This window comes from Salinibacillus aidingensis (genome assembly GCF_055393355.1).
The window spans coordinates 3,270,269-3,285,073 of record NZ_AP043759.1 but is presented as its reverse complement, the minus strand read 5'-3'; the positions used below and the strand labels follow the sequence as shown (position 1 = coordinate 3,285,073).

Sequence of the window (14,805 nt, the reverse complement as noted above, 5' to 3'; positions counted from 1 at the left end):
GATATTACATTTGTTAGTTGATTGTGAAGTTGTGTACTTAAAGTAAAGGGAGTGTTAGTTGAAAAAGGAAAACCATGCTAAAGGGACTTAGAAAAATTCCTAAGTCCCTTTTAAATGTGAATTTAGTGTGAATTCCTTTGTGAATTTCTTTATACAAACATATTAATGACTAACACACCGACAAGTCCGACAACGGAAATGATGGTTTCTAAGAATGTCCAGGTGGCAAAGGTTTCTTTTACACTTAAACCGAAGAATTCCTTGAACATCCAGAAGCCTGCGTCGTTTACGTGAGAGGCGATTAAGCTTCCGGCACCAGTTGCAAGAACCATCAAGGCTGGATCCACAGCGCTTCCCTGCATGAGCGGGATAACCAGACCGGCTGTTGTTAACGCTGCGACAGTTGCCGAACCAAGCGCAATTCTCAGGATAGCGGCAATCAGCCAGGCAAGAACTAATGGTGACATTTGGGTGTCGGCAAATAGATTAGCTACGGCATCGCCAACTCCGCCATCAATGAGTACTTGTTTCAGTACACCGCCACCACCAATGATCAGGAGCATCATACCGATGGCACGGATGGATTCTTCGGCTGAAGTCATGACTTGCTTCATTGGAATGTTTCGCTGTACTCCCATTGTATAGATCGCTAAGAGTACGGAAATGAGTAATGCTGCTGTTGGCTGACCAATGAGATGAATAATATCAAACAATAGATTATCTGAAACGTTTCCAAGATCCTGTACTAAATCAACAATGGTTGTAAGCGCCATTAAAATAACTGGGAATAAGGAAGTTAAGACACTGATACCAAAGCCAGGTGTATTTTCAATTTTAAAGGATTTTGATTCTCCAATAGCTGTCATGTCTCCAGTTTTATTAAAGGAGTCTGGTGTAATTTTCTGTGCCAGTTTTGTGAATAAAGGTCCTGCGATAATTACTGTAGGAATCGCGATAATAATACCATAAATTAATACCATTCCAATATTTGCTTCATACTGCTGTGCAATAACGGTTGGGCCCGGGTGTGGTGGTAAAAATCCGTGAGTCACCGATAATGCAGCTGTCATTGGAATTCCTAGATATAAAGGTGATACTTTAAGTTCTTTAGCAATTTGATAAACAATAGGAATTAATAGAACGAGTCCAACTTCAAAGAATAGCGCAATACCAATAATAAAGGAAGCGATTACAACTGCCCACTGAATTCGTTTCTCTCCAAACTTGTCAATTAAGGTAATCGCAATGCGCTGGGCACCACCTGCATCAGCGACTAATCGGCCCAGGATTGCACCAAAGCCAAAGATTAAAGCGATACTGCCGAGTGTTGCGCCCATCCCCGATTCGATCGATGACACAATTTCATCAAGGGGCATTCCCAGAGCCAGAGCAACAAGAAATGCCGTGATAATTAAGGAAATAAACGTATTGATTTGCAGCTTGGTGATAAGAAGTAATAAAACCCCTACTCCTAATGCGACGATAATTAGTGGAAAAATATTTTCAAACATGTTTCCTCTCTCCCATCTTGGTTGTTTATATGTCTGTTTCTAATCCAGTTCTGATTGATAGTCCGCAATCTGTTCATACACGTTGGTCAGAGAGCGGGAGATATTGATAAACGTAGGCATCAGTTTTCGATATTCTTTAACGTGATCAGGATTTGGCTCGTGCTGGTGAGTAGAACCAATGTAATCCTCAACGACATTAAAGGAATCAATTTCATTAAGTGCGTAGAGACCTAATAAGCAGGCTCCCAGACAGGATGATTCATAGCTTTCCGGAATGACAACATTCTGATCAAATACATCCGCAAGCATTTGCCGCCATAATTCGGATTTGGCAAAGCCTCCTGTTGCCTTGATGGCTGTTACAGGTGTGTCCATTGCTTCGGTTAAGGCCAGGAACACGGTATAAAGGTTGTAAATGACGCCTTCCAAAGCGGCACGGACCATGTGCTCTTTTTTATGATTTAAGGTAAGTCCGATAAAGGATCCGCGCACATTAGAATTCCATAGCGGTGCCCTTTCTCCGGACAGGAAGGGGTGGAAAACCAGCCCGTTGGATCCAGGCTTTACCCTTTCTGCAATTTCAGTAAGGACATCATAAGGATCAATGCCTAAGCGTTTGGCTGTCTCCACTTCACTGTCGGCTAATTCATCCCGTATCCATCGGAAGACAATCCCGCCATTATTGACTGGCCCGCCAATCACCCAATGATCCTCGGTCAGTGCATAGCAGAAGGTACGTCCTTTTGGATCCGTGTGAGGCTTTGGAATAACGGTTCGAATCGCACCACTTGTCCCGATGGTAACCGCCACTTCCCCTTCCTTAATGGCGTTTACTCCAATATTGGATAGGACTCCATCACTGGCACCGATGATAAACAGGGTTTCTGGTAAAATTCCCATCTGTTCCGCATAGGATTCATTACAGCCGGTAAAGATTTCCTTTGTGGATACCAGGCGGGAAAGCTTGTCCGCTGAAATCCCGGCCACTTTTAACGCCTCTTCGTCCCAGGAAAGCCTCTTAAGGTTAAACAGCCCCATGGCGGAAGCGAGGGAGTAGTCAACGGCGTAATCGTTGAACAATTTATAAAAAACATATTCCTTAATCCCGATATATTTTTTCGTCTTTTTCGCGAGCTCTGGTTTGTCATGTTCTATCCAGGTAATCTTGCTTAAAGGTGACATGGGGTGGATAGGTGTTCCGGTTCTTCGGTAAATGTCGTGTCCGTTCATGTCTTCCTTAATTTTTTTAGCCCATTTGGAGCTTCTGTTATCCGCCCAGGTGATGCACTGTGTTAACGGCTGATCATTTTCATCAATGGCAATTAAACTGTGCATGGCGCTGCTAAAGGAAATAAAAGAAAGGTATTCAGGATTTATCCTGGACTTTTTCATTACATTTCCAATGGAGAGCAGAACGGCCTGAAAAATTTCTTCCGGGTCCTGTTCCGCCGTATTGATATCAGGCGTATATAGTTCGTAGCCATTGTTTTCTTCAGCGATTATTTCACCTGATTTTTGATATAAAACCGCTTTCGTACTTGTGGTACCAATATCTACGCCAAGCATATACTGTGGTTTATTCATGGTAGTCACTCGCTCTCTTTAAGTATTCCGGGTTGTGCCATAGCCCTTCTGACTGCTTCTGAACATCATTAAAGTTCTTGTAGAAGGCTTCTTCAACCAATTGTTCATCCTTTTTCTCGATGGCCTGAATGAACAGTTCGTGATTGGCAATGACCCGTTCAAAATCCTCGTAGTTTTCCTGCATACGATGTCTCATATCCAGTAACACCAGACATTCTACAACCGGTTTCAAATTTGCCCAGAGAATGCCGATATGCCTGTGCTGAATCGATGTGATAATGGTTTCGTGAAACTCTATATCCTTAAAGGTAAATTCAGTGGCATCTTTATATTTAATCGCAATTTTCATCATCTCTAATATCTTCTGCAATTCAAGAATGAGCTGCTGATTGTCTTTATTTAGGATTCTGCGAAAGACAAAGGATTCAATCATCAGTCTTACATCATAGATTTCCTCGATGTCCTTCTCGGTTATCCCGATGACTTCAGCACCCATTTTTTTCAGTTCAATTAAATCTTCTTTCTCAAGCAGCTTTAGTGCATCCCTAATAGGTGATCGGCTAACCTGATATTCTTTGGATAATTGGTTTTCAGATAATAGGGTCTCTTTTTCAATATCATTGGAGATAATGCGCATTCTCAGATCAGCGGCAACTCTCTCCCCCATTGAAGAAGAGCCAAGTCTTTGCTCAGGATAGAACGCTTTCAAATAAATCCACCCTCTTTCAAGTGCAATACTTGTTTAACTTGTATACAAGTATATTAGCACGAGCATTACGAAATGTAAACCCTTTCTTTTTTGGTGCCTGTCACCACCCGAATTTTGTCGAATATTCGGTATGAAGGCCAAATGAAGAAGGAAATGCTGGAGGGTGTCCTTCATAATACGAATGAAGACCCTAATACAGGCTATATTCCGGTAAAATGGTCCTCATCATGTTGATCAAAGGATGATTTGAAATTTTATGGTAAAATAAGCTGGACAATGTTCTTCAACAGAAGCAGTTTAGTTTAATAAGCAATTACTGGATTCCATCTTATTTTCATTGTAAATTTACTTAAATAAACAAGTAATCATAGAGAACTTTTGGGGGAGTGGATAAATATTATAAAAGCTGTTGTGTTTGACTTAGATGGAACTTTATTAAACCGAGATGCCTCAGTAAAATTTTTTATTGAAAAGCAATACCAACGACTAAATAAATGGCTAAATCATATTCCAAAGGATAATTACATAACAAGATTTACTGAACTTGATGACAGGGGTCAAGTTTGGAAGGATAAAGTTTACCAACAATTAGTGGATGAATTTGACATCACAGGTCTGACGTGGGAAGACTTACTTCAAGACTATATCAATCAATTTAAGAAAAGTTGTGTTCCTTTCTCCAATCTCATTAGTACACTAGATAAATTAACGAATAGTAATATTATTCTTGGAATGATTACGAATGGTAAAGGGCAATTCCAACTGGATAATATTAAGGCTTTAGGCATTGAGAAATACTTTCACACAATCCTTATATCCGGATGGGAAGGAATGAAAAAGCCTGAACCACAAATATTTTTTAAAGCCTTAGAAAAATTAAATGTTTCTCCTGCCGAGAGTATATATGTTGGCGACCATCCAGATAAAGATATAAAGGCCGCTCAAAATGTAGGAATGAAAGCTGTTTGGAAAAAAGACCATCAATGGGAAAATGTTAAAGCAGATTTCATAGTGGAAGGTTTGGAAGAGGTACCTTTAGCTGTGATGGGAAAGAAAACTTGTCAAAACAAAGCGTGGTGAATTTGAAATATTTATAAAAGGTGAAGGTAAACCTCTGTGTATTACCCACCATTATAGATTGTGAAGATAAACAATAAAAGTAAACGATCACTTTACCTTTACAAGTAAATCAATAACATCTCAGCAACAGGGCACAAACCCTGAATAAAATGGTTTGCGTCTAATTTTGTATAAAAATGAATTGGCCACTTCAAGATGTACCTTAAGGGGTAGCAAGAAATCTTTCGTATTAATTGAACTAAGCTTTATTTAGTCTAATTATACCATCATAAATTTCTTCTTCACTCAATCCCCCAAAACCAAGTAAAATTATAGGGTGTTCAGTATTACGTACATCAATCCAATATTTTGATGTTGGATAGACTTTAACTTCATTTGTCATGGCAGTTTCAATTAATTCCTCTTCACTCATATTGGTTTTTACCTCTAACAAAATGTGTAATCCAGATCGACTACCGACTACTCTAACTTTGTTACCCATAACATTTTTAAGTTCTTTTTGGTGGGACTAAGGAACAAAAGTTCATAATGTCCATATATTGAACTATCTGTCCTCAATACAATTAATTAACGGATATAAAAGAAAGAAGAGCATCAAATTGTATAACAATTCAATGCTCCATGAATCGTGGAGTCCTCATAACCCAACTCCCTGGAAAATCCAGTTAACCCCTTTCAATCCCATTCAAAAGGCGTTTCCTGATAGACATAATAATTGAGCCAGTTTGTAAACAGCAGGTGGGCGTGTGATCGCCAGCGATGGAGGGGTTTTTGGTTTGGGTCATCTCCGGGATAGTAGTTTTCAGGAATATCGGCCTCTAAGCCCCGCTTCGTATCCCGTTTGTATTCATCGCCGAGTGTGCGTGCGTCATATTCTAAGTGACCGGTAATCATCACATGCTTTTCATCCTTTGATAAGATGAGAAAAGGTTCGTTATGTTCAGAAACAGACAGTGTGAGTAAGTCGTCTGATGCTTCAACTTCCTCTAAAGACGTACTGGTATATCTGGAATGAGGAGCCAGAAATTCCTCGTCAAAGCCCCGCACCAGTTCTACAGTTGGATTTTGAACGTAATGCCGGTAGACGCCGGTACATTTCTTAGGCAGCTCAAATTTTCCGATTCCATAGTGATAATAAAGAGCAGCCTGTGCACCCCAGCAAATGTGTAAGACAGAGGTAACATGCGTTTTCGACCATTCCATAATTTCCGTCAGCTCTTCCCAGTAATCCACCTCTTCAAAAGGCAGTTGTTCAATAGGTGCGCCTGTAATAATCATGCCATCAAATTTTTTGTCCTTAATATTATCAAAGGTGTTATAAAACTGATTTAGATGCGATGCCTCAACGTTTTTTGATTTATGTGTAGCTGTATGAAGGAAGGTGATGGATACCTGCAAGGGTGAGTTCCCCAATAAACGGAGAAGCTGAGTTTCAGTTCGTTCCTTATCCGGCATGAGATTCATAATTACAATTTTAAGCGGACGAATGTCCTGCGTGTGAGCTCGTTCCAGATCCATGACGAAAATGTTTTCCTCTTCAAGGATACCACGTGCTGGCAGCTGCTTTGGTATATTAATTGGCATGTTGTTCCCCCTTTTATGTAATTCATGTATATATATTCTAAAGGATAGCGCAGAATATTTCATTGTATAAAATTCGGAAAATTATAAAAGGCCATTCTGTTGGGGTTTTTGTGTGTTTTAGAATACTTTTGGGCTAAGTCAAATGGGGAAATTTCGTTTATTTAATGGATGAAGGCCACCCACCCCCAGGCACGCGGGTAAAATGGCCTTCACGAGTATATTTTTTATCTTGTACACGCGAAACCCATCATTCATTTTCCTCCTCAAGTTCCACCAGTTTATTCGTAATCAACTCTTCCTCCTCCTCGGCAATTTCGCTGGTGATGATCCCTTCACTTAGTAAGTGGTCAATCACCTCGTGCTGTGCATAGAGGGAATGGCGCTGTAACACATTTCTTTGCTGTTCTTTCAGGTTTGGGTATTTTTCAAAAAGCTCCTTGATTTTATCCTGTAATTCCTCGAGATTCTGCTCATAGTAATCGACGAGCTCTTTGGCGACCGTTTCACTGATTAACAGTTTATTTTTTACCTTCTCGACTTCATCAATCGCGGTTTCATAGCGGTGGCCTCTTGCAATGAGTTTTCGATAATCCTCATAGCCCTTTTCTTTTTCCTTTACACCCAGAAGAGATATGAGCGGTTTAATGGTTAGTCCCTGTATCACTAATGAAAATAGAACCACGCTGAAGGCCATAATTAAAATTTCGTCACGGCCGGCAAAATCTCTTGGAAGACTTAAAACAAGCGCAATGGATATGGATCCTCGTAAACCGCCCCAATTGAGAATGTGCTTCCAGGGGTTGGGGAAATTACTTATGAACAAGAGACTGCCATATACGGCAACACTTCTGGCGATGAGGACAATGAGAATAGCAAGGAAAATCATCCACCATTTATCTGCTACATTTATTCTTGTGATTTCTAATCCGACCATTAAAAAAACAAGGGAGTTGGCCAGTAGTGCCGCGACGTCCCAGAAGTTATTAATATTTAATCTGGTAGTCGGGCTCATGCCAATTTTTGTCCCATAATTCCCCAGAACAAGGGCGGAAACCACAACAGCAATGACCCCTGATGCATGAAAGGTTTCTGCGAGCAAATATGCTCCATAAAAAAGAATAATGCTGAAAATAATTTCTAACGGATAATCATCGAAGTACTTCGTTATTTTGGAAAATCCATACCCGAGCGCTCCGCCAATAATCAACCCGAGTGAAACCACTTTTACAAATTCCCAGACACCTAAACCTAACCCTTCAAAGCCAAGATCCAGATAGGTTAACAGGGAAAAGGCGGATATGTTAAATAACACAACAGCCAGACCGTCATTTATTAAGCTTTCTCCCTCAATGACGGTAGACAGCCGTTTATGAACACCCACACTTTTAAAAATAGATAAAACACTGACCGGATCTGTCGCACTTAAAACAGCTGCAAACACAAATGCAGCGGGAATGGAGATGTCCATAAGCCATAAAGATAAAAAGCCAATCACAATAAAGGATAAAAGCGTTCCACCAAAGGCTAAAGCCAAAATAGGATTTTTATTTTCTTCTAAATGGGAAAAAGGCAGCTTCAATGCGGCTTCCCCTAATAATGCAGGTAAAAAGAGAGTAAGAATGACAAAATTAAAGATTTCTCCTTCAGTAATTAATTCAATAAGTGGCTCGAGAATCGGGATATGAAAAAGACCGATGATGGTCCCAACAATCACGAGTGCAATTGGATAGGGCCTTTCAAACTTTTTAGCAATCGCTGTAATGCCGGCTGCAATCATGATGAGAATGAGACCAAGCTCAAATATATGATGTAAATCGAGTCCATGCATGAGGCTGTTCCTCCTTTATTACGGTTATCTGCATTTTCATCATCTTGTTATGTTTCCCAAATTATTAAAAAGATTTCATAGGGATGTACATGGAGTACGGTTAAAAAACTCTGAATCTTTATGTCCTGCGTGTTATACTCTTTTTGAGAAAAAGTAAAGGAGCGTAGCCATTGCGTCTATTTAACGTGATTAAAAATGAGAAAAAATATTGGCTGGTTGATCAAATTCAAAAGGGTAATATTGATCAAGCGCAATACAAAGAGCAATTGTCACAGATTTTACAGCAGTGGAAGGAGGAACGGGCCGGCTTTCTATCGTTGCTGATGGATGAAGCCTATGAGGAATGGCTGCTGAATAACCCTTTTCAAAAGGTTTCTACAATTGTGGAGTACACAAGAGACCTTGAAGGATTGCCGAGGATTCATAATGAGATATCGTATGCCTGTCTTTCTGATGGGAAAATCAGTGAGGATGAATACAAGCGATTATATGGTTTGTGCAGAAGTGGCTCCGCTAATAAAAATGATCTCCAGGAAAATATGGATGAGGTGCTGGATTCGGTAAAAAAGGAATTAGGCCCAAATTGGAAGGACCATTGCTATTATTTTACGAAAGATCATGATTATTTAGGGATTGCGATTCCTCACATTGAGATGGGAACCAAGGATGAGGGAAGACTGTTTTATTTTGGTGTGGTTCCTGATAAAAGGTCTCAGGGAGTTGGTAAGGAACTGCATAAAGGTGCTTTAGAAATCCTCCGAACGTTTGGTGCCAAAAAATATGTGGGAAGTACGGACATTCATAATGAGGCTATGATCACGATTTTTCTGAAAAACTGCTGTCGCCTGCGGGATCGTAAGGGGATTTATCGAATAGATATAGAAACGACCAACGGATAACTATATTTTATAAAAAATACATTTACAGTTTTCTAAAAGTTTTGTATATTAGGTTAGTAATCTTTTGAATCGACATGAAACGTTCGTATTCGACATACAAAATTTCATCATGGGAGGATCATCATGAAACAGACCCTGGCAACCAGAGAAGTATTTGCCTTAGGATTTTTTATGTTAGCTTTATTTTTAGGTGCGGGAAATATCATTTTTCCTCCTTTACTGGGTCAGCAGGCAGGTGAGTCCCTGTGGCCGGCGATATCAGGCTTTCTTGTAACTGGTGTTGGCCTTCCGCTTGTTGCGATTATTACCGTTTCCATGGCCGGCAACCTAGACAGGCTCTCACAAAGAGTTCATCCGTTTTTTCAGGTTGTATTTCCATTTGTGATTTATTTGGCTATTGGGCCGTTTTTCGGCATTCCGCGTACGGCTACGGTTGCCTATGAAGTGGGAGTCCTGCCTTTCTTATCTGAAAACAGCTCGCTTATTTTATTTATATCGACCTTTGTGTTTTTCAGCTTAACCTATTTATTAGCTCTCAATCCGGCTAAGCTTGTAGATCGAATCGGGAAAATGATTACACCATTATTATTGCTGTTAATTGTCCTGGTTGCGATTCGAGGTTTCGCTTCACCGCCGGGACCTGTGGGTGAGGCAACCGGAAAATATTTAGATAAGGCTTTTTCAAGCGGTTTTCTTGAGGGATATCTAACGATGGATGCCATTGCCGCTCTGGTATTTGGCTTGGTCGTTATTAATCGGATTAAAGACAAAGGAATTACTGATGTTTCAAACATACGGTCCTACACAGTTAAGGCGGGGCTTATCGCAGGAGTAGGACTGTCCTTTGTTTATCTTTCTTTGGCCTTTATCGGAGCGACAAGTGTAAGTGCAACAGGCGTCCAGGATAATGGAGGTTCGATCCTTACAAATGTTACGTCCCTTTTCTTCGGACCCACAGGGATGGTCATTTTAGCACTTGTGATTACCTTTGCTTGTTTAACCACGTCCATTGGGCTTGTCTCGGCCTGTGGGGAGTTTATAAATGAACGATTTGAAAAGATTCCATACAAAGTGGTTATTGCGATTATTTGTTTATTCAGTTTTACCATGGCAAATCTGGGATTAACCCAGCTCATTGCGGTTTCATTACCTGTGTTGACAATGATTTACCCGATAGCTATTGTGATAATCATTTTATCCATTATGAACTCGATAAAAGCCATGCCTCGAATTGTATTTTCAGGTGCTATTATTGGAGCAGGTCTCATCAGTCTTTATGATGGTCTGGCAGCAGCAGGCTTAAAGATGGTAAGCATAAAAAATCTTTTATCCTATCTGCCTCTGTTTGAATATGGTGCAGGCTGGGTTCTGCCAAGTGTGGCGGGAGCACTAATCGCACTTATCATTCATGGAGCAGGAGTGTTATTCAACATTCGAAAACAGCCGTATATGGAGTAGGAAAAGCGAAGGCGACCGGTTAGGCCTGGGAGCCGCAGCTGGACAGAGAAAAACGAAGGCGACTGTTTTAGGTCATGCGGGATAAGACGAACACCTGGAGCGGCATGACTTTGGCCACGGAATGGCTTTGGCTTATATCCGCCTTGACCTAGGAGCCGTAGCAGGACAATAGAAAAGCGAGGGATTAACCCTCGCTTTGTTATTTAGAAATATAAACCGTAGCTATTTATAATAATTCATCTGGAGTGTAATATTCACATTGAAGTTTTTTAAAATCCTTTTGATTCCAGGTTAAGATAGCGAGGTTATTAGTGGATTTACTAGCAATTAAGGCGTCAGCAAAATCAACATTTTTAACCGAGTATATTTTCAAAGCATTGATAATGTGGTCTTCCTCTGGTTCTACATTTTCTGATTCAATAATATCTAACAAATATTCGGTTATTTTATGTTTTTCCAGCTTATAAAAAGACTTAAGCAGCCAGCAGCATTCAGCAATTACCACAGTTGGAATGACTAAAGTTAATTCATTTTTTTCAACCTTCTCAGCAAGTTTTACAATCGTGCTAAATTTAACCGGGTCATCCTTCACGAGCAATCTTATAAGGACGTTTGTATCGACTAAATATTTACTCATGTTCGATATCCTCTGACAAAATGTGTTCAGATGCTTTCTTATGAGCAACTTTTCTCATTTTTTCAAGATCAATTTCCTCTTCAGAAGTTATTTTTCCTATGGCCTGACTTAATAATTTTTTCTTAACCGGTTTGATTCGTACTTCATCGTCTTCAATTAAAAACTTAACTTGATCCCCTTCATCTACACCCAACTGGTCTCTTAGTTCTTTTGGTATAGTGATTTGTCCTTTACTTGTCATTTTCCCACTTATTAATTCCAATTGAACCTCACCTCTTACAATCAAAATAAGTATTACATTAATTATAAGTATTACATTATATCTTTGCAACTTACTAATCAATAGAAGCGAAATCACTATAGTCTGAAAAGGCATGCTTACAACCGCTTGGACCTGGGAGCCGCAGTTGGAGAAACGGGCACTTCCGCCTTTGTTCTTGCCTATCTTTCTCTATTAAGGGACAATCATGCACTCCAAATCTCTTATTCTCTCATAGTTTATTAATGAAACAAGAAGAGGAGGGATAAGAGTGTTTGGCTATTCGATGATTCAAATGGTGCGTCAGTATGCCAATAAAATGGAACGGCCTTTACGTGAAGAATTAATTCATCTATATAAACCTTTTAAATATACGCCTTGCTTTTTGCATCAGGCTTTTGAGAACCGGCTCAAGCGATCAAAGAAACTGCCGGTCATTATCCAGTTTGATCCTGATGCTTATGATGCAGGGTGTCATGAGGTAAAGAAAATTGCAAACCGACATGGGAAGAATAAAGTGAATAAGTATTTTTCCCGAATATCCTGCTGTTCCGCGGATGTTACCCCTAATAGTTTAGAAGAGATGCTGACCAGCTGTAAGCATATTAAAAAGGTCTATAAAAATAAACGGGTGCATGCACTGCTGGATGTTGCGGTGGAATCTGCAAATGCCAGAAATGTTGTGCGGAATGGTTCACAGCTGACAGGAAAGGGTACAAAAATTGCCATTGTAGATACAGGTATTTACCCTCATCAGGATTTATCAGGGCGAATTACAGATTTCGTTGATTTTGTTAATGATGAGTCAGATCCCTATGACGATAATGGTCACGGGACCCACTGTGCAGGCGATGCTGCCGGAAATGGTTCTGCATCCTCATCTCAGTACAGGGGGCCGGCACCGGAAGCAAGCTTAGCAGGTGTGAAAGTTCTGGATAGTATGGGGTCAGGTTCGCTTGATACGATTATGGATGGAATTGATTGGTGTATTTCATATAATGAAATGAACCCTGATAGCAAAATTGATGTTATGAGTATGTCACTTGGTACATCTGCACAGGATTACGGAAATGAAGATCAGGATCCCATGGTACAAATGGTGGAAGAGGCGTGGAGAAAAGGAATTACTGTTGTGGTCGCGGCCGGCAACAGCGGACCGGACCGCCAGACGATTTCGAGTCCAGGCATTAGCGATCGGGTCATTACCGTTGGAGCCCTGGATGACCGCAATACAGCAAATACCCGGAGTGATGATGAAATAGCCAGTTTTTCCAGCAGAGGCCCGACTATCTATGGTGAGGAGAAGCCTGATATAGTAGCCCCTGGAGCCGATATTATTTCTCTCCGCTCCCCAAACTCCTATTTAGATAAGCTGCAACCATCCAACCGTGTAGGAGAAAATTATTTTACGTTGTCAGGCACCTCGATGGCCACGCCGATTTGTGCAGGAGTGGTCAGCCTGATGCTTCAAAATAATCCTGGTTTAACACCGGATCAAGTGAAGGAATTGTTAAAGACGAATACGACGCACTGGGATAATCGGGATCCTAATGTCTATGGCGCCGGTTATATAAATGCGGAAAATGCGATTCCGGAATCCTGAAAAGTGTAGAGAGGGAGGGAGTCGTCAGGCACTCCCTCCTTGTTTTGATGCTGGAGGAGAAGTAGATTAATAATTGCTGAAGTGGATTGAATGATATAATTTTGGCTCATATAAAGGGAAGTCGGATTAAATAAGGGGATTTATGCTGAATATGAGTATAACAGGTTTTAATCTATAAATTTCGGCGTAATTCTTCTAAAAACAGGAAGGAACTCTTCTTATATACATCAAAATACGATAGAGGGATTCCCCATTTTTTGCAGAAATTATAAAAAAGAAAAAGGAGATAAAACGCCATTGATTCTCCATTTTCCTATTTTCGCTTATTATTGTATGATGAAATAAGGTTTTCAATAAAAAGATACTGAACTCAGTTTCTGTAAAGGGAAGGTTACATATGTCTGAAGAAAATATTACACGGCTCGAGATGGATGGAAAGGAAATCATCCTAATTGGAACCGCTCATGTTTCCAAACAAAGTGCAGAACAGGTAAAAGAAGTGATTGAAGCGGAACAGCCGGATTCCGTTTGTATAGAGTTGGATGAACAGCGCTATCAGTCCATCAAAAAGGATAGCAAGTGGCAGGACATGGATATATTCAAAGTCATTAAAGAACGAAAAGCGACGTTACTGTTAATGAATTTAGCCATCTCCTCCTTCCAGAAGCGGATGGCCAAGCAGTTTGGCATCAATGCGGGACAGGAAATGATACAAGGAATGGAATCAGCGGAGGAGATCGGAGCTGACTTGGTTCTGGCCGATCGGAATATTCAGGTTACCTTTTCAAGAGTATGGGGAAACATTGGCCTTAAAGGGAAGTTTATGCTGCTGACAGAGGTAGTCGGAAGTATTTTCAGCCGAGAAACCATCTCTGAGGAAGAGCTCGAAAAAATGAAGTCCCAGGATATGCTGAATTCCATGCTTAAGGAGTTTACCGAGTATTTTCCAAAGCTGAAAAAACCGTTAATTGATGAACGGGATCAATACCTGGCTGAAAAAATCAAAAATGCACCAGGGGAAAAGATTGTTGCGGTGTTAGGTGCTGCCCATGTACCAGGCATCACAGAAGAGCTGCATCGTGATCATGATCTGGACAAGCTTTCAGAACGTCCACCGAAATCAAAGGCTCCAAAAATCATAGCATGGGCCGTACCCATTCTCATTTTAAGTATAATCGCCTATACATTTGCGACGAATCCATCGGCAGGTATGCAGCAGACTCTTAGCTGGGTGTTATGGAACGGCAGCTTTTCAGCGATTGGCACAGCTGTTGCCTTTGCCCATCCACTCACCGTTCTATCCGCTTTTGTCGCAGCACCGATTACATCATTAAATCCTCTGGTTGCAGCAGGATTTATTGCAGGGATTGTCCAAGCCTTTCTCCGTCGTCCGAACGTGCGGGATTTTGAAAACCTGTCAGAGGATGTTTTTCACGTGAAAGGATTCTGGAACAACAAAGTTACCCGGATTTTACTGGTTGTTGTGCTGGCCAACATTGGAAGCTCGTTAGGAACGTTTATTGGCGGTGCTGACGTTGTACGGCTGTTCTTTGAGAATTTATAAAAAAAGGATACAAAGGCCTAAGCAGATCATTTTTGAAGGACAAAAATTGAAAACAAATAAAATCCCCTCAACCACTATGGCGAGGGGAT

Annotated in this window: 13 protein-coding genes; 5 read left to right on the top strand and 8 right to left on the bottom strand. The window is 40.6% G+C overall.

Features of this window, described 5'->3' with window-relative positions; all coding sequences use genetic code 11:
- Positions 1-149 precede the first annotated feature (149 nt).
- From ACZ5OK_RS16825 to ACZ5OK_RS16815, 3 genes are read right to left on the bottom strand one after another with little or no spacing between them, the layout of a single operon-like run.
- Positions 150-1,511: a gluconate:H+ symporter gene (locus tag ACZ5OK_RS16825; RefSeq protein ID WP_343838928.1), complete on the bottom strand. Its 1,362-nt coding sequence runs from the start codon at positions 1,509-1,511 to the stop codon at positions 150-152.
- Between the two features lie 39 nt (positions 1,512-1,550).
- Complete coding sequence (gene gntK, locus ACZ5OK_RS16820; protein ID WP_343838926.1) at positions 1,551-3,095, bottom strand: gluconokinase; 1,545 nt, start codon at positions 3,093-3,095, stop codon at positions 1,551-1,553.
- The gene (locus ACZ5OK_RS16815; protein ID WP_343839041.1) at positions 3,088-3,762 is read right to left on the bottom strand and encodes a GntR family transcriptional regulator; all 675 of its coding nucleotides are present in this window, start codon (positions 3,760-3,762) and stop codon (positions 3,088-3,090) included. The genes gntK and ACZ5OK_RS16815 overlap by 8 nt, the downstream gene beginning before the upstream one ends.
- 438 nt (positions 3,763-4,200) lie before the next feature.
- Between ACZ5OK_RS16815 and ACZ5OK_RS16810 the strand changes: the two genes are divergently transcribed.
- Entirely contained in the window at positions 4,201-4,884 is a 684-nt protein-coding gene (locus ACZ5OK_RS16810; RefSeq protein ID WP_343839039.1) for an HAD family hydrolase, read from the top strand.
- Between the two features lie 238 nt (positions 4,885-5,122).
- Here the strand turns inward: ACZ5OK_RS16810 and ACZ5OK_RS16805 are convergent, their stop codons facing one another.
- From ACZ5OK_RS16805 to ACZ5OK_RS16795, 3 genes are all read right to left on the bottom strand, one after another.
- Positions 5,123-5,365 (bottom strand): hypothetical protein, encoded by a 243-nt coding sequence (locus ACZ5OK_RS16805; RefSeq protein WP_343838924.1) that lies wholly within the window; start codon positions 5,363-5,365, stop codon positions 5,123-5,125.
- A gap of 194 nt (positions 5,366-5,559) precedes the next feature.
- Positions 5,560-6,468 (bottom strand): homoserine O-acetyltransferase MetA, encoded by a 909-nt coding sequence (gene metA, locus ACZ5OK_RS16800; protein WP_343838922.1) that lies wholly within the window; start codon positions 6,466-6,468, stop codon positions 5,560-5,562.
- Between the two features lie 247 nt (positions 6,469-6,715).
- A complete protein-coding gene (locus ACZ5OK_RS16795) occupies positions 6,716-8,296 on the bottom strand; it encodes a Na+/H+ antiporter (protein WP_343838920.1) in 1,581 nt (526 codons plus the stop codon).
- Positions 8,297-8,466: 170 nt separating this feature from the next.
- Between ACZ5OK_RS16795 and ACZ5OK_RS16790 the strand changes: the two genes are divergently transcribed.
- Both ACZ5OK_RS16790 and brnQ read left to right on the top strand, forming a co-directional pair.
- The gene (locus tag ACZ5OK_RS16790; protein ID WP_343838918.1) at positions 8,467-9,195 is read left to right on the top strand and encodes a GNAT family N-acetyltransferase; all 729 of its coding nucleotides are present in this window, start codon (positions 8,467-8,469) and stop codon (positions 9,193-9,195) included.
- A gap of 123 nt (positions 9,196-9,318) precedes the next feature.
- The gene (gene brnQ / locus ACZ5OK_RS16785; RefSeq protein WP_343838916.1) at positions 9,319-10,653 is read left to right on the top strand and encodes a branched-chain amino acid transport system II carrier protein; all 1,335 of its coding nucleotides are present in this window, start codon (positions 9,319-9,321) and stop codon (positions 10,651-10,653) included.
- 226 nt (positions 10,654-10,879) lie between these two features.
- On the opposite strand, the gene ACZ5OK_RS16780 is transcribed toward brnQ, so the two are convergent.
- Together ACZ5OK_RS16780 and ACZ5OK_RS16775 are read right to left on the bottom strand one after the other, a co-directional pair.
- Positions 10,880-11,290 (bottom strand): PIN domain-containing protein, encoded by a 411-nt coding sequence (locus tag ACZ5OK_RS16780; RefSeq protein ID WP_343838914.1) that lies wholly within the window; start codon positions 11,288-11,290, stop codon positions 10,880-10,882.
- Positions 11,283-11,576 carry an AbrB/MazE/SpoVT family DNA-binding domain-containing protein gene (locus ACZ5OK_RS16775; protein WP_343838912.1) on the bottom strand — a complete coding sequence of 98 codons (294 nt, stop codon included), beginning with the start codon at positions 11,574-11,576 and terminating at the stop codon, positions 11,283-11,285. The genes ACZ5OK_RS16780 and ACZ5OK_RS16775 overlap by 8 nt, the downstream gene beginning before the upstream one ends.
- A 244-nt stretch (positions 11,577-11,820) precedes the next feature.
- Here ACZ5OK_RS16775 and ACZ5OK_RS16770 point away from each other — a divergent pair, with 244 nt between their 5' ends.
- Both ACZ5OK_RS16770 and ACZ5OK_RS16765 read left to right on the top strand, forming a co-directional pair.
- Entirely contained in the window at positions 11,821-13,152 is a 1,332-nt protein-coding gene (locus ACZ5OK_RS16770; RefSeq protein ID WP_343838910.1) for a S8 family peptidase, read from the top strand.
- A 397-nt stretch (positions 13,153-13,549) separates the two neighbouring features.
- Positions 13,550-14,716, top strand: a complete 1,167-nt coding sequence (locus tag ACZ5OK_RS16765; RefSeq protein ID WP_343838908.1) for a TraB/GumN family protein — start codon at positions 13,550-13,552, stop codon at positions 14,714-14,716.
- The last annotated feature ends 89 nt before the right edge of the window (positions 14,717-14,805 follow it).

What these genes read in the sequence shown, in the direction of transcription:
- ACZ5OK_RS16825 (WP_343838928.1), bottom strand. Translation starts at nt 1,511, where the DNA reads ATGTTTGAAAATATTTTTCCACTAATTATCGTCGCATTAGGAGTAGGG.
- gntK (WP_343838926.1), bottom strand. Translation starts at nt 3,095, where the DNA reads ATGAATAAACCACAGTATATGCTTGGCGTAGATATTGGTACCACAAGT.
- ACZ5OK_RS16815 (WP_343839041.1), bottom strand. Translation starts at nt 3,762, where the DNA reads ATGGGGGAGAGAGTTGCCGCTGATCTGAGAATGCGCATTATCTCCAAT.
- ACZ5OK_RS16805 (WP_343838924.1), bottom strand. Translation starts at nt 5,365, where the DNA reads ATGGGTAACAAAGTTAGAGTAGTCGGTAGTCGATCTGGATTACACATT.
- metA (WP_343838922.1), bottom strand. Translation starts at nt 6,468, where the DNA reads ATGCCAATTAATATACCAAAGCAGCTGCCAGCACGTGGTATCCTTGAA.
- ACZ5OK_RS16795 (WP_343838920.1), bottom strand. Translation starts at nt 8,296, where the DNA reads ATGCATGGACTCGATTTACATCATATATTTGAGCTTGGTCTCATTCTC.
- brnQ (WP_343838916.1), top strand. Translation starts at nt 9,319, where the DNA reads ATGAAACAGACCCTGGCAACCAGAGAAGTATTTGCCTTAGGATTTTTT.
- ACZ5OK_RS16780 (WP_343838914.1), bottom strand. Translation starts at nt 11,290, where the DNA reads ATGAGTAAATATTTAGTCGATACAAACGTCCTTATAAGATTGCTCGTG.
- ACZ5OK_RS16765 (WP_343838908.1), top strand. Translation starts at nt 13,550, where the DNA reads ATGTCTGAAGAAAATATTACACGGCTCGAGATGGATGGAAAGGAAATC.